The organism is Stenotrophomonas sp. ASS1 (assembly GCF_004346925.1).
GTDB classification, from domain to species: Bacteria; Pseudomonadota; Gammaproteobacteria; order Xanthomonadales; family Xanthomonadaceae; genus Stenotrophomonas; species Stenotrophomonas maltophilia_A.
This window is the reverse complement of sequence record NZ_CP031167.1, coordinates 1286128-1303310: the sequence shown is the minus strand read 5'-3', so window position 1 is coordinate 1303310 and position 17183 is coordinate 1286128. Positions and strand designations below refer to the sequence as shown.

Here is a 17183-nt window from a genome sequence, read left to right as displayed (position 1 = left end):
CCGCAGTGAGCAGGGTTTGTGGCGAATTTGAAGCGAGTGTGAAGTCAGCGGCGCGGGCGCTGGCCCGGCGCACTCAACGGCAGCCACAGGCTGGCCACGGTGCCGCCGCCCTCGCGGATATCCACGCTGGCGCGCCCATCATGCAGGCGCGCGACCTCCTGCACGAACGGCAGGCCCAGGCCGGAGCTGCGCCGCCCGCTGCCGGGGCGGGCCAGCGAATAGAAGCGCTCGAACACCCGCTCACGCGCGTAGTCGGGAATGCCGGCGCCACGGTCGGCCACCTGCAGGCGCACGCCCTGCCCGTCCACCTCGGCCTGCAGCGCGACCTCCGCGCCGGCTGGCGAGAAGGCAATCGCGTTGTCGATCAGGTTGTGCAGTGCCTGCCGCAGCAGGTAGCCGTCGCCCTGCACCCGCAGGTCGGGCACGTTGCCGATGCGGACCTGCACGCCGGCCGCCTGCGCGCGCACCTGCGCGGCCGCCGCCGCATCGGCCAGCAATGCCGGCAGCGCGATCGGGTCACGCGTCTGCAGCCAGCCGTGCTGTTCCACTTCGGCCAGCGCCAGCAGCTTGTCGATGGTCTCGGTCAGCCGCTCCTGCTGGTCGACGATGCTGCGCGCGAAATGCACGCGATCGGCTTCAGGCAGCGGCTCCTGCAGCAGTTCGGCGGCACCGCGGATCGCCGCCAGCGGGCTCTTCATCTCGTGCGTCAGCGACTGCACGTACTGCTCGACGTAGGCCTTGCCCTCCAGCTTGCGGCGCATCGTTTCCAGCGCCTGGCCGAGATCGCCGATCTCGTCGCGACGGCGCCGTGGTGGTGGCACCGGTTCGCCCGCGCTGACCGCGCGTGCATAGCGGCTGAGCTGACCGAGGCCCGTGGTCAGCCACATCGTCACCAGCACGCCGACCAGCGCCGACAGCCCGATCAGCCACGCACCCCGCTCGATGATGGCGCGCTGGCTGGCGGCGATGAACGGATCGATGCTGCGGTTGGGCTGGGCCAGGCTGAGCACGCCGATCAGCGTGCGGCCGTCGGCCGGGTCGTACACCGGCGCCGCCACATGCATCACCGTATCGCCCTCTTCGCCGGCAATCTCGGGGCTGGAACGTGCGCCGTACTCACCGCGCAGGGTGCGGTAGACATCATTCCAGCGCGAGTTGTCGCGGCCGAGATCACGGCCCAGCGAATCGTAGATGACGATGCCCTTGGCGTCGGTGATGGTCACCCGGTAATCCAGCGAGCGCTTGGGGAAACGCCAGACCATCGCCTTCAGGTCGCGCTGCCGCGCCTTGGCCAGGTTGCGGGTGAAGCTGCCGCTGCGGATGGTGCCGTCCTTGACGTCGGCGGCGGCCATCTCGGCCAGCACGTTGGCCGCATCGACCAGGGTCGATTCCATCGCCTGGCGCACACCGGGCTTCACCTCGTTGACGAACACGCGCATCACGAAGAACGCGGCGATGCCGGTGATCAGGAAGAAGCCGAGGAACAGCTTCAGTACCAGGCGCATCGGCTAGACCTCCAGCGCGTAGCCGAGGCCACGGTGGGTGCGGATCGGGTCGTCGCTGGCACCGGCCGCGCGCAGCTTGGCGCGCAACGTCTTTACATGGGTGTCGACGGTGCGGTCGGCACTGTCGGCACTGCTGTCCCAGCCCCGGTCCATCAGCTGGGCACGGCTGAGGATGGCACCCGGGCGCTGCAGCAATGCTTCCAGCAGTGCGTACTCGTAGCGGGTCAGGTCCAGCGACTGTCCGCGGAAGCGGATGCGCCGGCCCTCGCGGTCGATGGCGAACGCGCCATGCTCCTGCCAGCCCGCATCGGCGCTGGGCGCTGCGACGACCGGCGCCGCACGGCGCAGGCGTGCACGCACCCGCGCCACCAGCTCGCGCGGCGAGAACGGCTTGGTCATGTAGTCGTCGGCGCCCAGCTCCAGGCCGAGCACGCGGTCCACTTCGTCGTTGCGCGCGGTCAGGAAGATCACCGGCAGCTGCGCCGCCGGCCCGGCCTGCGCACGCAGCCGCCGGCAGACCTCGAAACCGCCCAGGTCCGGCAGGCCCACGTCCAGCACCACCACGTCGATATCGCCGTCCTGCAGCCGCTGCAGGGCCTCACCGCCCAACAGGCAGTGACTGGCGGCATAGCCCTCGCTGCGCAGCGCATAGAGCACGGTTTCGGCGATGGCGGCTTCGTCCTCGACCACCAGGACATGGGCAACGGGAGCTGTCATGGCGCGCAGCATAGCCGCTGCGGCCGCCGCCCCGTACACTGCCGCCCATGAACTATCGCCACGCCTTCCATGCCGGCAACCACGCCGATGTGCTCAAGCACATCGTGCAGCTGGCCCTGATCGACAGCTTCAAGCGCAAGGACAGCCCGTTCTTCGTGCTCGACACCCACGGCGGCGCCGGCCGCTACCTGCTGGCCAGCGAAGAGAGCCGCAAGACCCTCGAGGCTGAATCCGGGATCATGCGGCTGATGGCCCAGCCCAAGCTGCCCGAGGTGGTCGAGCGCTATCTGAAGGCGGTGCAGGCCGATAATCCGGTGGGCGCCCTGACCAACTACCCGGGATCGCCGCTGCTGAGCGCGCAAGCGATGCGCGCGCAGGACCGCATGGCGGTCTGTGAGCTGCAGGAAGCCGAAACGGCCACGCTGAAGGCCCTGTTCGCCCATGACAGCCGCGTCGACGTGCGGGCGGGCGATGGCTATGCGCTGCTGCGTTCGCTGCTGCCGCCGAAGTTCAACGGCAGCAAGATCGGCCGTGGCCTGGTCCTGATCGACCCGCCCTACGAGGCCCAGGACGCCGAATACCAGGCCGTTCTGGCCGCCCTGGCCGAAACCCTGGCGCGCTGGCCGCAGGCCACGTGTGCCGTCTGGTTCCCGATCAAGCAGCGCCGCACCATCCTGCACTTCCTGCGCAAGGCCACCGCCCTGCCGGTGAAATCGGCGATGACGATCGAGTTCCTGGTGCGCCCGGACGACTCACCGCTGCGCCTCAACGGCAGCGGCATGCTGCTGCTCAACCCGCCCTGGCAGTTCGACCGGGTGGTCGGCCCGGCCCTGCCGGCGCTGCGCCAGCACCTGGGTGAACCCGGGGCCAGCACCCGCCTGGATTGGCTCAAAGCACCCGAATAACGGCCTTCACGAGGCTGTACCGCCGTGAGCCTTTCGTTCACGGAATGCAGCCCCGGTGATGCCACAATCGATGGACCACCAAGGAATCACCCGGTATGGCCACTCGCAACCGCATGCCGCCCTGGCATGAGATCTTCAAGGCTCCCAGCGGCCACGAGCTGCTGATCCGCCCCATCCGCCCGGAAGATGGCGCACCGCTGCAAGCGGCGTTCAGCCTGTTCGGGCCGGAAGAAATCCGTGATCGTTTCCTGCAGGCGGTGACCGAGCTGTCGCCGGAAACCACCCAGCGCCTGACCCACCCGAATCCCAAGACCGAGATCACCCTGGTCGCTGCCGAATCCCTGCCCGCTGGCGAAGCGGTGGTCGGCGCGGTCGCCCGGGCCTCGATCATCCCCGGTACCCGTGAAGCCGAGTACGCGATCCTGATCAGCCGCTTCCTCATTGGCCAGGGCCTGGGCCGGCAGCTGATGCGCAAGCTGGTGAAGTGGGGCCGCGGCAAGTACCTGGACCGCCTGTACGGCGACGTTGCCGCCGAGAACGAGCCGATGAAGCAGCTGGCCGCCTCGCTGGGCTTCAAGCCGGTGCCGCACCCGACCGGTGCCGAAGGCCTGGTGCGGATGGTGCTGGAGCTGGACAACTGACGGATGCGCCGGGCTCGGCCCGGCGACGCCTCCCGGTAGTGCCGGCCGCTGGCCGGCATTCCGATACCCCAACGGCACATGAGGCGGCCGGCCAACGGCCGGCACGACTCGCCGGGCTTCGATCGGGCTTCTGCTAAAATCCGGGGTCCATGTCGCGTACCTCATACCCCGCCCCGCCGCTGCCGCGCGCCGGCCAGCTCCGCGCCTGGTGGCGCGCCCCCGCATCGCCGACCGCCCTGGCCTGGTACCTGGCCCAGGCCGCGCGTGCGCACGACGCCCCGCTGCTGGTGATCGCCCGTGACAACCACGGTGCCAACCAGCTCGAAGCCGACCTGCACACCCTGCTCGGCGGCGACCCTGCCCTGCCAGTGGTTGCCTTCCCGGACTGGGAAACCCTGCCCTACGACCGCTTCAGCCCGCATCCGGACATCATTTCGCAGCGCCTGTCCGCCCTGCATCGCCTGCCCGCGCTGAAGCGCGGCCTGGTGATCGTGCCGGTGCAGACCCTGCTGCAGCAACTGGCCCCGCGCAGCTATGTGATCGGTGGCAGCTTCGACCTGAAGGTCGGCCAGCGCCTGGACCTGGAAACCGAGAAGCGCCGCCTGGAAAGCGCCGGCTACCGCAACGTGCCGCAGGTGATGGACCCGGGCGACTTCGCGGTGCGCGGCGGCCTGCTCGACGTGTACCCGATGGGTGCCGAGGAGCCGCTGCGGGTGGAGCTGCTGGACGAGGACATCGACTCGATCCGTGCCTTCGATCCGGAAAGCCAGCGCTCGCTGGACAAGGTCGAGGCGGTGCACATGCTGCCGGGCCGCGAAGTGCCGATGGACGAAGCCAGCATCGCCCGCGTGCTGGCCACGCTGCGCGAACGCTTCGATGTCGATACCCGGCGCAGTTCGCTGTACCAGGACCTGAAATCCGGGCTGGCCCCGGCCGGCGTCGAGTATTACCTGCCGCTGTTCTTCGAACGCACCGCCACCCTGTTCGACTATCTGCCCGAAGGCAGCCTGCCGGTGGTCTGCGCCGGTGCCGGCGAAGCCGCCGAGGCGTTCTGGGCGCAGACCGGCGAGCGATACGAGCAGCGCCGCCACGACGTCGAACGGCCGCTGCTGCCGCCGTCGGCGCTGTACCTGTCGCCGGAACTGCTGCGCGAGCGCCTGAACGATGCCCCGCGCATCGAAGTGTGGTCGGCTGACCACGCGCGCATCGCCGATGCCCATGCGTTAGGCGACCAGCCGCTGCCGCCGCTGCCGGTGGCCGCGCGCGAGGCCCCCGCTGGCGACGCGCTGAAATCCTTCCTCGGCCATTATCCGGGCCGGGTGCTGATCGCCGCCGATTCGCCCGGGCGTCGCGAGGCCCTGCTGGAAGTGCTGCAGGCCGCCGAGCTGAAGCCGCCGGTGGTGGCCGACCTGCCCAGCTTCCTCGCCGACGATGCGCGCTTCGCGATCGCGGTGGCGCCGCTGGAGGATGGCTTCGCACTGGACGATCCGCGCATCGCGGTGCTGACCGAGCGCCAGCTGTTCCCCGAGCGCGCCGGCAGCACCCGCCGCACGCGCCGTGCCGGCCGCGAGCCGGAAGCGATCATCCGCGACCTCGGCGAACTGACCGAGGGTGCGCCGATCGTGCACGAGGACCATGGCGTCGGCCGCTACCGCGGCCTGATTGCGATGGACGTCGGCGGCATGCCCGGCGAGTTCCTGGAAATCGAATATGCCAAGGGTGACCGCCTGTATGTGCCGGTCGCCCAGCTGCACCTGATCAGCCGCTACTCCGGTGCTTCGGCGGAAACCGCGCCGCTGCATTCGCTGGGCGGCGAACAGTGGAGCAAGGCCAAGCGCAAGGCCGCCGAGAAGGTGCGCGACGTGGCTGCAGAGCTGCTGGAGATCCAGGCCCGCCGCCAGGCCCGTGCTGGCCTGGCGCTGCAGGTAGACCGCGCGATGTACGAGCCGTTCGCGGCCGGTTTCCCGTTCGAGGAAACGCCGGACCAGCTGGCCGCGATCGACGCCACCCTGCGCGACCTGGCCAGCAGCCAGCCAATGGACCGCGTGGTCTGCGGCGACGTCGGCTTCGGCAAGACCGAGGTGGCGGTGCGTGCCGCGTTCGCCGCCGCCAGTGCCGGCAAGCAGGTGGCCGTGCTGGTGCCGACCACGCTGCTGGCCGAACAGCACTACCGCAACTTCCGCGACCGTTTCGCCGATTACCCGCTGAAGGTCGAGGTGCTGTCGCGCTTCAAGACCACCAAGGAAATCAAGGCCGAGCTGGAGAAGGTCGCCGCCGGCACCATCGACGTCATCGTCGGTACCCATCGCCTGCTGCAGCCGGACGTGAAGTTCAAGGACCTGGGCATGGTCATCGTCGACGAGGAACAGCGCTTCGGCGTGCGCCAGAAGGAAGCGCTGAAGGCGCTGCGCGCCAACGTGCACCTGCTGACCCTGACCGCCACGCCGATCCCGCGCACGCTGAACATGGCCATGGCCGGCCTGCGCGACCTGTCGATCATCGCCACGCCGCCGCCGAACCGGCTGGCGGTGCAGACCTTCATCACCCAGTGGGACAACGCGCTGCTGCGCGAAGCCTTCCAGCGCGAGCTGGCACGCGGCGGCCAGCTGTACTTCCTGCACAACGACGTGGAAAGCATCGGCCGCATGCAGCGCGAGCTGTCCGAGCTGGTGCCCGAGGCGCGCATCGGCATCGCCCACGGGCAGATGCCCGAGCGCGAGCTGGAAAAGGTGATGCTGGATTTCCAGAAGCAGCGCTTCAACGTGCTGCTGTCGACCACGATCATCGAGTCGGGCATCGACATCCCCAACGCCAACACCATCATCATCAACCGCGCCGACCGCTTCGGCCTGGCCCAGCTGCACCAGCTGCGCGGCCGTGTCGGTCGTTCGCACCACCGCGCCTACGCCTACCTGGTGGCACCTGATCGTCGTTCGATCACCCCGGATGCGGAGAAGCGCCTGGAAGCGATCGCCTCGATGGACGAACTCGGCGCCGGCTTCACCCTGGCCACGCACGACCTGGAGATCCGCGGTGCTGGTGAACTGCTCGGCGAGGACCAGAGCGGGCAGATGGCCGAGGTTGGCTTCAGCCTGTACACCGAGCTGCTGGAGCGCGCGGTGCGCAGCATCAAGCAGGGCACGCTGCCCGACCTGGATGCCGGCGAAGAAGTGCGTGGTGCCGAGGTCGAGCTGCATGTGCCGGCGCTGATTCCAGAAGACTACCTGCCGGACGTGCACACCCGCCTGACCCTGTACAAGCGCATTTCCAGCGCGCGCGACAGTGATGCGCTGCGCGAACTGCAGGTGGAGATGATCGACCGCTTCGGCCTGCTGCCGGATGCGGCCAAGCACCTGTTCGCCATCGCCGAGCTGAAGCTGAAGGCCAACACCCTCGGCATCCGCAAGCTGGACCTGGGCGAGAACGGTGGCCGCATCGTGTTCGAGTCCAAGCCGAACATCGACCCGATGGCGGTGATCCAGCTGATCCAGAAACAACCCAATCTCTACGCCATGGAAGGGCCTGACAAGCTGCGCATCAAGCACCCGCTGCCGTTGCCGGAAGACCGCTTCAATGCGGCCCGCGCCCTTCTGACCACCCTCGCCCCGGGTTGATCGCCCCCCCGAACACCCCGCACCGGTCCCCACCCGGTGCGGGCGGATGACCATGTTTCCTGACGCCGTACCCGCCCCCGACCTGCTGCACGCACAGGCCTGCCTGATCGATGCCCTCTCGATGTCGCTGCAGATGCGCGACGCCTACACCCGCCACCATTGCGACCGCGTTGGCCTGCTCGCGCAGCGCCTGGCCACGCACTGCGATCTCGATGACGATGCCTGCTCGCAGATCGCCCTGGCCGCGCGCTTCCATGACATCGGCAAGATCGGCATTCCCGACGATGTACTGCTGACACCGCGCCGGCACACCGACGAGGAACGCGCGATCATGCGCGAGCATCCGGTGCGCGGCGAACACATCTTCCTGGCCACCGGCCGCAGCGATGCGGCACCGGTCGCGCGGCTGATTCGCGCCCACCATGAAGCGTTCGATGGCAGCGGCTATCCCGACGGCCTGCGTGGCGAGAGCATTCCGCTGGGCTCACGCATCGTCACCGTTGCGGATGCCTACGATGCCATGACCAGCGTGCGCCCCTACCGCGCAGCGATGGAACGCGAGACTGCGTTGCGCATCATCGACGAGCAGTCCGGCGGCCTGATCGATCCCTATGTGCTGCAGCGCTTCCATCGCATGCTGGCGCAGGAACCAGCGCTGGCCTGAGATCCGCCGGGCATGGCCCGGCGCCTCCGATCAGACAAACAAAAGGCCCGGCATTCGCCGGGCCTTCTGCATCACGCATCACGTGCGATCGATTACCAGATCACCACGCGCTTGTCGTCGGCACGCACCATCGCGTCGCCGGCCTTGCACTGGAACGCAGCGGCATACGACGGCATGTTCGACGGCGCGCCGTTGGCACGGAAGTTGGCCGGCGCGTGCGGGTCGGTGTTCAGGCGGACGCGCAGCTCACCGTCGGTGAAGTTGCGGCGCCACACGGTGGCCCAGTTCATGAAGAAGCGCTGGTCCTGGCTGTGACCATCGACTTCGACATTCGCCTTCGGATCTTCCTTCAGCGCCATCTGCAACGCGTCGTAGGCCACGGTCAAGCCGCCCAGGTCGCCGATGTTCTCACCCAGGGTCAGCTTGCCCTTCACGAACACGCCCGGCACCGATTCATAGCCATCGAACTGCGCGACCAGCTGGTCGGTACGTTCGGTGAAGGCCTTGCGGTCGGCGTCGGTCCACCAGTTGTCGAAGTTGCCGTTGGCAGCGAACTGGCTGCCCGAGTCGTCGTAGCCGTGCATCATCTCGTGGCCGATGACGGCACCGATGCCGCCGTAGTTCAGCGCCGGATCGGCTTTGGCGTCGAAGAACGGCGCCTGCAGGATGGCGGCCGGGAACACGATCTCGTTCTTGGTGGCGTTGTAGTAGGCGTTGACGGTCTGCGGGGTCATGCCCCACTCGGTCTTGTCCACCGGCTTGCCGATCTTGTCCAGCATGTAGCGATAGTTGAACGCGCGCGCAGCCTGCATGTTGCCCAGGTAGCTGTCACCGTTGGTCTGCAGGCCCGTCCACTCACGCCACTTGTCCGGGTAGCCGATCTTCGGGGTGAAGCTGGCCCACTTCTCCAGCGCCTTCTTCCTGGTCTCTTCGCCCATCCACGGCAGCTGCTCCAGGCGCGCCTTCAGCGCCACCGAGAGGTTCTCCACCAGGTGCTGCATGGCCACCTTGGATTCGGCCGGGAACACGGCGTCGACGTACAGCTGGCCCAGGGCTTCACCCATGCCGCCGTTGACCGACTCCAGCACGCGCTTCCAGCGCGGCTGCATTTCCTTCTGGCCACGCAGGGTGGTGCCATAGAAATCGAAGTTGGCCTTCTCGAACTGGCTGCTCAGGTACGGCGAGGCGTCGTCGATGGTGTGGAAGCGCAGATAGGCCTGCCAGGTGCTGGCCGGCACATCGGCGAGCATCTTGTCCATTTCACCGAAGAAGCCCGGCTGCGCCAGCGAGAACTTCTGCGCGGCCGGCACCTTCAGGGTGTCGAACAGCGCGGTCCAGCTGAAGTTCGGGGTCAGCTTGTCGGCGTCAGCCGCGCTGAGCGGGTTGTAGCGCTTGGCCGGGTCACGCATTTCGATGCGCGACATCGAGGCCTTGGCCAGACGGGTTTCGAAGGCCATCACGGCCTTGGCCTGCTCGGCAGCCTGCGCCGCGTCCACGCCGGACAGCGTCAGCACCTGCGCGATGTAGGCCACGTAGGCGTCGCGGATCTTGGCCTGCGCGTCATCGAAGTAGTAGCCCTTCTCCGGCAGGCCCAGGCCGCCCTGGCCGACGTAGGCGATGACGTTGGCCGAATCCTTGTAGTCGGCATTGGCGAACAGCGAGAACAGCACGCCCTTGCCCTCGGCCTGGCTGTCGCGCAGGTACTGGGTGATGGCGGCGGTATCGTTCAGCGCGGTGATCTTGTCCAGCTGCGGCTGCAGCGGCGCCAGGCCGGCGGCTTCGATCTTGGCTTCATCGTTGCCGGTCTTCCAGATGTCGCCGATCTTGGCTTCCACCGAGCCGGCCTTGGCCTGGCTGGCCGCGGCCTGCTGCACCAGTGCGTGCTGCACTTCCAGCGAGCGCTCGCGCAGGATCTCGAAGCTGCCCCAGGTGGTCTGGTCGCCCGGCACCGGGTTGGCCTTCAGCCACTTGCTGTTGACGAAGCCGTTGAGGTCGGTACAGGCCGAGATGGACGGATCCAGGTCGGCGCTGTTGAGCGAGATCAGCGGCGTCTTGATCTGCGACAGGTCGAAGGCCGGCTTGGCGTCGGCGCTGGCCGCCGGCGCGGTTTCATTCTTGCCACAGGCCGCCAGCGAGGCAGCGATGGCGATGGTCAGGCCCAGCGGGACCAGGTTGCGGACGTTCATGAGGCTCTCCTGCGGGTAATTTCACAGGGTAGCCGGGGAGGCCTGCGGTGGGACCGGCCAAAGGTCACAGGACGCGCTTATGTAGAGTCGAGCCATGCTCGACTGCTCTCCGTTCCGGGTTTATTGTCCTTGCGGCAAGAGGCCAACAGCATTCGAGCATGGCTCGACTCTACAAAAAGCGAAGGCCGGCTTGCGCCGGCCTTCTGTTTTATTTCGCCTTGCCCTGGTTGGCCACGGCTTCAGCGGCCTTGCGCGCTGCTTCCGGGTCGCCCAGGTAGCGGAACGACTTCACCGTCAGGTCGTCGTTCAGTTCGAACAGCAGCGGGATGCCGGTCGGGATGTTCAGCTCGAGGATTTCCTCGCGCGAGACGTTGTTGAGGTACTTGTACAGCGCGCGCAGCGAATTGCCGTGGGCGGTGACCAGCACGGTCTTGCCGTCCTTCAATTGCGGCGCGATGGCGTCGTGCCAGTACGGCAGCACGCGGTCCAGCGTGGTGGCCAGTGATTCGGTACCCGGCAGCGCGTTGCGGTCCAGGCCAGCGTAGCGACGGTCATGGATCGGGTGGCCCGGATCCTCCAGGTCCATGGCCGGCGGCGGGATGTCATACGAACGACGCCACACCTTGACCTGGTCCTCGCCGTGCTTGGCGGCGGTCTCGGCCTTGTCCAGGCCCTGCAGGCCGCCGTAATGGCGTTCGTTGAGGCGCCATGACTTGTTCACCGGCAGCCAGTCCTGCTCCAGCTCGGCCAGCGCACCCTGCAGGGTGTGGATGGCACGCTTCAGCACGGAGGTGTGGGCGACGTCGAACTGCAGGCCTTCCTCGCGCATCAGGCGACCCGCGGCGGCCGCTTCCCGGCGCCCCTGCTCGGTCAGGTCGACATCGACCCAGCCGGTGAAGCGATTGTCCAGGTTCCACTGGCTCTGGCCATGGCGCAACAGTACGAGTTTACGGGTCACTGCAGGGTCTCCAACGCGAGGAAAGGCAGGCCGCCATTGTAGCCCCGGGCGCCGCTCACCGGGCCGTGGCACCGCGCATGCGATGCTGTGACCAATGAATACGGTGATCGACCCCGGGCGCTGGGAAGGCAGCGTCGCTGCGGCACGCAAGCAGCAGATCCAGCTGGCTGGCCGCGTGGAGCGCCAGGACCGGCTGCCACGCAACGTGCGCTGGCTGGCCGGGCTGGATGTCGGCTTCGAGGACGATGGCGCCATCACCCGCGCCGCGGCGGTACTGCTGGACGCAGAAACGCTGCAGCCCGTGGCGCAGGAGATCGCGCGCATCCCCACGGTGATGCCCTATATCCCCGGCCTGCTCAGCTTCCGCGAGCTGCCGGCATTGCTGGCCGCACTCGCGCTGCTGCCACGCACGCCGGACCTGGTGTTCGTCGATGGCCATGGCATCAGCCACCCGCGCCGGCTGGGGGTGGCCGCTCACCTCGGTGTGGTCACCGACCTGCCAAGCATCGGCGTCGCCAAGTCGAAACTGGTGGGCCGGTTCGTCGAACCGGGCGCCGAGGCCGGTGCGCATACGCCGCTGCTGGATGGCGATGAGCAACTGGGCTGGGTGCTGCGCAGCAAGCTGCGCTGCAAACCGCTGTTCGTGGCCGGCGGCCATCGGGTCAGTGCGGATACCGCGCTGGACTGGGTACGGCGCACGCTGCGCGGTTACCGGCTGCCGGAGCCGACGCGGCTGGCAGACCGGCTGGCCTCGCGACGGGACGAATAGCCACCCCGGGCACCACCCGGCACGGCCCTCAATTTCAATCAACGATGCACGTGACCGCGATGGCCCTGCGCGTCCTCGCCGTGGTCATGGCCTTCATGGCCCTCGTGCTCGCCGGCCTTGGCCGGCGCCGGCTCACCACAGGCTTCGCCGCAGTGGTCCGCTTCGATCTGCAGTGTCACGTGCACGATGCCGAAGTCATCGTGCAGGCGCCCGCCCAGATCACGACGCAGCGCATCGGCATCGGTGCCGTCGCGCATCACGATGTGCGCGGTCAGCGCCGGGGTGCTGGAGGCCAGCGCCCACACATGCAGGTCATGCACGTCCAGTACCGCAGCGTGGCCGGACAGGCTGTCGCGCACCTTGGCCACGTCCATGCCCTTGGGCACGCCTTCCAGCAGCACGTTGATCGCTTCGCGCATCAGCACATAGGTGCGCGGCAGTACCCACAGGCCGATCAGCACCGCCAGGATCGGGTCGATCGGCTTCCAGCCGGTCCACTTGATCAACAGCGCGCCAGCAATCACGGCCACCGAGCCGAGCATGTCTGCCCACACTTCCAGGTAGGCGCCCTTCACGTTGAGGCTCTCGCCGCTGCCGGCCTGCAGCAGGCGCATCGAGATCAGATTGATGACCAGGCCCGCCGCGGCAATCACCAGCATGCCCGACGAGGCAATCTCCTGCGGCTCGCGGAAACGTCCAATGGCCTCCCACAAGATATAGCCGGCAACCACGAACAGCATCGCGCCGTTGATCATCGCGCCCAGCGCTTCCAGGCGCGCATAGCCGTAGGTGCGGCGCGCGTCCGGCGGGCGCCGGCTCAGCCGCACCGCGACCAGTGCGATCATCAGCGCCAGCGCATCGGTGGCCATGTGCGCTGCGTCTGACAGCAGTGCCAGGCTGTTGGTCCAGAACGCGCCCACCACCTCGACGACGAGGAAGGTGGAGGTCAGGCCGAGTGCCCACCACAAGGGTTTCTCGTGGCGGATCTCGGATGGCAGGTGATCGTGGTCGTGGCCCATGGCAACAGCTCCTTTGCGATGGGAGGCAGGCTACGCCGGAGGGCGTTGGGAAACTATCACGGTGTTTATAACATTGCAGGCCACGCGGTCCCTCACCGGGCATGGCCCGGCGCTACCGGAGCGCGGCCGGCAACGCCAGGCCACGCCTGGCGGACGCAGCGGACCGACGTCCGCCTGCGGTCAGAACCCGAAGCGCAGGCTGGCCCAGTACGCGCGGCCCGGCTCGTTGTAGGTCGCCGCGCCGGCATCGCTGCTGTTGGCCCCGCGGAACAGGCGCTTGTCGGCCAGGTTGTTGACGCCGAAACCGAAGCTGACCGTCTCGGTCACCTTGTAGCGCGCGCTCACGCCCCAGATGTTGTACGCACCACGGTCCTGCAGCGCGATCGACGGATCGCAGGTGCCGGTGCAGCGCGGATCATTGTTGATGTTGGTGGTGGCCGGCTTCTGCTTGCCGTAGAAGGTGCCGGTCAGCAGCACCGACAACTTGTCGGTGGCCTGCCAGTCCAGCATCGTGTTGACGGTGTACTTCGGAATCACCGACAGCGGCTGGCCGGTGCTCTTGTTCTCGTTCTCTACCATGTAGGTGAAGTTGTTGCTCCACTTCAGGCGGTTGCCCTGCTCACCCAGCAGCGGGACCACCAGGTTGCCTTCCAGACCCTGCACGATCGCCTTGGGTGCGTTCTCCCAGCGGAAGATGCGGCCCTTGGTGTCGGCGGTCAGCCCGATCTGGTTGTACCCGGCCTGGATCTTGTCCTTGTAGTCGTTGTGGAAGTAGGTCAACGACGCTTGCCAGCCGCTCTGCGGTGCCCACTCGATACCCAGTTCCTTGTTCAGGCTGGTTTCCGCCTTCAGGTCCGAGTTGCCGCGCATGTAGCAGCCGGCGCCCAGGCTCGGCAGTGCATTCGGGCAGCCATTGCCCCGGGTGTAGTACAGGTAGTCCGGATTCGACTGGTACAGGTTCGGCGCCTTGAATGCACGGGCGATACCGCCCTTCACCACCCAGTCGCTGTTGATGCGGAACTGCGCGTTGAGGCTGGGGCTGGTGTTGTTGCCGAACTGGCTGTGGTGGTCGAAGCGCAGGCCCGGGGTGACGATCCAGCGCTCGCCCAGGTAGATGTTGTCTTCCACGAACACGGCGGTGGTCTGCGCGTCGGACTTGCCGCGTGCGCGATCGGCCGACAGCCCCGGGATGCCGCCGCCGCTGCTGCTGGACTGGCTCATCGAGTACGGGTCGGTCAGGCGGCTGTCCAGGTATTCAAAGCCCAGCGTCCAGATGTTCTCGGCACCACCCAGCGTGGTTGGGAAACTGACTTCGCCGTCCAGCTGGTAGTTGCGCAGGCGCGAGGTCGACCAGTCGGTGCCGTTGAAGCTGCCCTCCGGGCCACCGGCCAGGCCTTCGTTGATGCGTGAGTTGTTCACCGCCTCCACTGCAGCCGTTACCCGCGAGGTCACATCACCCCAGCGGCCGCGATGGGTGATCGCGCCGGTGTTGCGGTACATGCGGTTGGTCTCGGCCTGCTGCTCGGCCAACGCCCCCAGATCGATCGGTGTCGAGGTACCGGTGGTGCTGACCGCGCGATCGCCAGCATAGATGTTGCCCTGGCGACTGGTGCCGGCTTCGAATTCGACCACCTGGTTGGCGGTCACGTCCCAGCGCAGCAGCGCGTTGACATCGCGGTTCTTGACGCCCTCGCGACCGGCCGGCGGCACCGCGTTCGGATTCGCCGCGAAGTCACGGTTGAGTTCCAGCGAATCGGCGTCGGTCTTGTTGAGATTGCCGTACAGGCGGAACGACAGGGTGTCGGTCATCGGCCCGCTCAGCTGCAGGCCGACGCGCTCGCTGCCGCCTTCGGCGCTGTGCTCGGGCACCAGGCCATACAGGTCGACCGCGCCGGTCAGGTCGCCGGTCGGGCGCTTGGTGATGATGTTGACCACGCCACCGGAAGCACCCGAGCCATAACGTGCCGCTGCAGGGCCGCGCAGCACTTCGATGCGCTCGATCATTTCCGCCGGCACCCAGTTGGTATCGCCGCGGGTATTGCGCTCACCGCTGCGGCCCATGCGCACGGCATCACGCGCACCGATGCGCTTGCCGTCGACCAGGATCAGGGTGTTTTCCGGGCCCATGCCACGCAGATCGATCTGGCGGTTGTTGCCGTACTGGCCCGAGGCACTGTTGCCGGTCAGGTTGACGCCGGGCATGGTGCGCAGCAGCTCGGCGATGTCGTTGGCCGGCGGGCGCCTGGCGATGTCCTCTGCGGTGATGGTGGAGGTACCCAGCGCCTGGCGCGCGATCTGCGAGGCGGTGACGTGCACCGTGTCGATATCGGTGGCGTCGGTTTCGGCGTGGGCGGTCAGAGCGCTGCCGGCCAGCAGGGCGGCAACGGCAAGCGCCAGCGGGCGCGGCGAAAGGACAACGGCAGGGGACATGATCAGGACCTTCTGGCAGGGCTACGGGGCCTCTGGCAAAGGGCTTGAGGCAACGACGAGGGGGAGGCGGAGCAGTCCTGCAGCAGGCACCTGCAGCCCGTTCCGTGCGCGCATTCTCCCATCAATGCGATTGATTCTCAAATGCGTTCACTCATTGCCGCAGCGGCGCCGATGTGGTTTGCGCACCGTGCAACCCTGCACCGCGCGTAAACTGGCCGGCTAACCCGCCATCAACCGTATGCCGCCGCGGCCGATACCCGTGGTTTGCCGTACGCAGTCAGAGATCGACGTGGAACCACCCCAATTGGACGATGCCAGCCAGCCGCTGGCCGAGGCCTGGCAGCAGTGTCTGCTGCAGGCCGGCCCTGCCGCCACCGCGCTGCTCAAGGCCGCTGCTACCGATGCCCCACCCGCGCTGGCCCAGCGCTTTTACGAAGTACTGCTGCAGGACACCCGTGCGCGCCGTTTCCTGTCCCACGACCAGGTCAAGCAGCGCCTGCAGCCGGCCATGCAGCGCTGGCTGGCGCAGCTGCTGACCACTGATGCCAGCGGCATCGCCAACACCGTGGCCTCGCAGCGGATCATCGGCGACGTGCACGCCCGCGTCGGCATTCCGGTCGACCTGGTTACCCGCGGTGCGCGCGTGCTCAAGCACGAACTGTTCGTGCGCCTGCGCGACGATGCGCCTGACAGCGACACCGCATTCGCCGCCATCGACTGCCTCAGCGCGATCATGGATATCGCCATGGAAGGCATGACCCTGGCCTACACCCACGCGCGCGAGCGCTCCACCCGTGCCGACGCCGCCTACCGACTGTTCTCGCTGGTACAGAACGTCGGTACCGAACGCGAGCGCCAGCGCGCACTGCTGCTGGACTGGGAAAACGCCCTGCTCTACGCGTTGGCCGGCCACGTGCAGGCCAGCGACAACGCCAGCCTGGCCACCTCGGAGTTCGGCCTGTGGTTCACCCACAAGGGCATCCCCAGCTTCGGCGAAAGCAGCGAAACGCAGCAGGTGGGCCAGTTGATGGCCCGCATTGATGGCCACCTGCAGCGCGCGAGCGGCGATGCTCCGGCGCAGCGACTGGCGGTGCTGCCGGCCATCCGCGAGGACCTGGCCGCCATCCGCACCCTGATGACACTGCTGTTCGAGCGCATCGGCGAACTGGATGCCGGCAGCGACGCGCTGACCAACCTGCTCAACCGTCGCTTCCTGCCCACCGTGCTGCGCCGGGAAATCGAGCTGGCCACACGCAACCGCACACCATTCTCGCTGCTGCTGCTCGACCTGGATCACTTCAAGGCAATCAACGACGGCCACGGCCACGATGCCGGCGACCGCGCGTTGCAGCACGTCGCCGGCCTGCTCGGCCAGCTCACGCGCGGCAGCGACTACCTGTTCCGCTATGGCGGCGAAGAATTCGTGGTGGTACTGGTGGCTGCCAGCGAATCGCAGGCGACCGTGATCGCCGAGAGCCTGCGGCAGCAGATCGCACAGTCGCCGGTGGCACTGGCCAACGGCCAGGTGCTGGCACTGACCGCCAGCATCGGCGTGGCCGGCCACGACGGCCATCCGGACTACGAGCGGCTGATGGCCCGTGCCGACGCGGCAATGTACGAGGCCAAGCGCAGCGGCCGCAACCGCGTGGTGGTGGCCAGTGCGGACCTGCAGGAAGCGCCGGGACGGCGCGCACTGCAGCGATGACGGCAGGACAGGTAGAGTCGACCGCGGGTCGACTATCGCGCGCACCGCGGGGTTTTTCGCACGCAGGGCG

At 67.7% G+C, this 17183-nt stretch carries 12 protein-coding genes; 6 read left to right on the top strand and 6 right to left on the bottom strand.

Features of this window, described 5'->3' with window-relative positions; genetic code table 11:
• Positions 1-44: 44 nt before the first annotated feature.
• Entirely contained in the window at positions 45-1505 is a 1461-nt protein-coding gene (gene creC / locus MG068_RS06045; protein WP_132809647.1) for a two-component system sensor histidine kinase CreC, read from the bottom strand.
• 3 nt (positions 1506-1508) lie between these two features.
• Positions 1509-2234, bottom strand: a complete 726-nt coding sequence (creB, locus tag MG068_RS06040) for a two-component system response regulator CreB (RefSeq protein ID WP_132809645.1) — start codon at positions 2232-2234, stop codon at positions 1509-1511.
• A 35-nt stretch (positions 2235-2269) separates the two neighbouring features.
• Here creB and MG068_RS06035 point away from each other — a divergent pair, with 35 nt between their 5' ends.
• From MG068_RS06035 to MG068_RS06020, 4 genes are all read left to right on the top strand, one after another.
• A complete protein-coding gene (locus MG068_RS06035; RefSeq protein WP_024958156.1) occupies positions 2270-3127 on the top strand; it encodes a 23S rRNA (adenine(2030)-N(6))-methyltransferase RlmJ in 858 nt (285 codons plus the stop codon).
• 95 nt (positions 3128-3222) lie between these two features.
• Entirely contained in the window at positions 3223-3768 is a 546-nt protein-coding gene (locus MG068_RS06030; RefSeq protein ID WP_004150340.1) for a GNAT family N-acetyltransferase, read from the top strand.
• Positions 3769-3917: 149 nt separating this feature from the next.
• Entirely contained in the window at positions 3918-7382 is a 3465-nt protein-coding gene (gene mfd, locus MG068_RS06025; protein ID WP_132809643.1) for a transcription-repair coupling factor, read from the top strand.
• 46 nt (positions 7383-7428) lie between these two features.
• The gene (locus MG068_RS06020; protein WP_132809641.1) at positions 7429-8046 is read left to right on the top strand and encodes an HD-GYP domain-containing protein; all 618 of its coding nucleotides are present in this window, start codon (positions 7429-7431) and stop codon (positions 8044-8046) included.
• 92 nt (positions 8047-8138) lie between these two features.
• On the opposite strand, the gene MG068_RS06015 is transcribed toward MG068_RS06020, so the two are convergent.
• The gene (locus MG068_RS06015; RefSeq protein ID WP_121503874.1) at positions 8139-10232 is read right to left on the bottom strand and encodes a M13 family metallopeptidase; all 2094 of its coding nucleotides are present in this window, start codon (positions 10230-10232) and stop codon (positions 8139-8141) included.
• Positions 10233-10440: 208 nt separating this feature from the next.
• Complete coding sequence (gene gpmA, locus MG068_RS06010; protein ID WP_004150217.1) at positions 10441-11190, bottom strand: 2,3-diphosphoglycerate-dependent phosphoglycerate mutase; 750 nt, start codon at positions 11188-11190, stop codon at positions 10441-10443.
• Between the two features lie 94 nt (positions 11191-11284).
• Between gpmA and nfi the strand changes: the two genes are divergently transcribed.
• Positions 11285-11959: a deoxyribonuclease V gene (gene nfi / locus MG068_RS06005; RefSeq protein WP_132809639.1), complete on the top strand. Its 675-nt coding sequence runs from the start codon at positions 11285-11287 to the stop codon at positions 11957-11959.
• 38 nt (positions 11960-11997) lie between these two features.
• On the opposite strand, the gene MG068_RS06000 is transcribed toward nfi, so the two are convergent.
• Both MG068_RS06000 and MG068_RS05995 read right to left on the bottom strand, forming a co-directional pair.
• Entirely contained in the window at positions 11998-12978 is a 981-nt protein-coding gene (locus tag MG068_RS06000) for a cation diffusion facilitator family transporter (protein WP_132809637.1), read from the bottom strand.
• A gap of 180 nt (positions 12979-13158) precedes the next feature.
• A complete protein-coding gene (locus tag MG068_RS05995; protein WP_132809635.1) occupies positions 13159-15408 on the bottom strand; it encodes a TonB-dependent siderophore receptor in 2250 nt (749 codons plus the stop codon).
• A gap of 289 nt (positions 15409-15697) precedes the next feature.
• On the opposite strand from MG068_RS05995, the gene MG068_RS05990 reads away from it, so the two are divergent.
• Positions 15698-17113 (top strand): GGDEF domain-containing protein, encoded by a 1416-nt coding sequence (locus tag MG068_RS05990; RefSeq protein ID WP_132809633.1) that lies wholly within the window; start codon positions 15698-15700, stop codon positions 17111-17113.
• The last annotated feature ends 70 nt before the right edge of the window (positions 17114-17183 follow it).

Bases quoted from the DNA above. Each gene is read 5' to 3' on its own strand.
- creC (WP_132809647.1), bottom strand. From the start codon at position 1,505: ATGCGCCTGGTACTGAAGCTGTTCCTCGGCTTCTTCCTGATCACCGGC.
- creB (WP_132809645.1), bottom strand. From the start codon at position 2,234: ATGCTGCGCGCCATGACAGCTCCCGTTGCCCATGTCCTGGTGGTCGAG.
- MG068_RS06035 (WP_024958156.1), top strand. From the start codon at position 2,270: ATGAACTATCGCCACGCCTTCCATGCCGGCAACCACGCCGATGTGCTC.
- MG068_RS06030 (WP_004150340.1), top strand. From the start codon at position 3,223: ATGGCCACTCGCAACCGCATGCCGCCCTGGCATGAGATCTTCAAGGCT.
- mfd (WP_132809643.1), top strand. From the start codon at position 3,918: ATGTCGCGTACCTCATACCCCGCCCCGCCGCTGCCGCGCGCCGGCCAG.
- MG068_RS06020 (WP_132809641.1), top strand. From the start codon at position 7,429: ATGACCATGTTTCCTGACGCCGTACCCGCCCCCGACCTGCTGCACGCA.
- MG068_RS06015 (WP_121503874.1), bottom strand. From the start codon at position 10,232: ATGAACGTCCGCAACCTGGTCCCGCTGGGCCTGACCATCGCCATCGCT.
- nfi (WP_132809639.1), top strand. From the start codon at position 11,285: ATGAATACGGTGATCGACCCCGGGCGCTGGGAAGGCAGCGTCGCTGCG.
- MG068_RS06000 (WP_132809637.1), bottom strand. From the start codon at position 12,978: ATGGGCCACGACCACGATCACCTGCCATCCGAGATCCGCCACGAGAAA.
- MG068_RS05995 (WP_132809635.1), bottom strand. From the start codon at position 15,408: ATGTCCCCTGCCGTTGTCCTTTCGCCGCGCCCGCTGGCGCTTGCCGTT.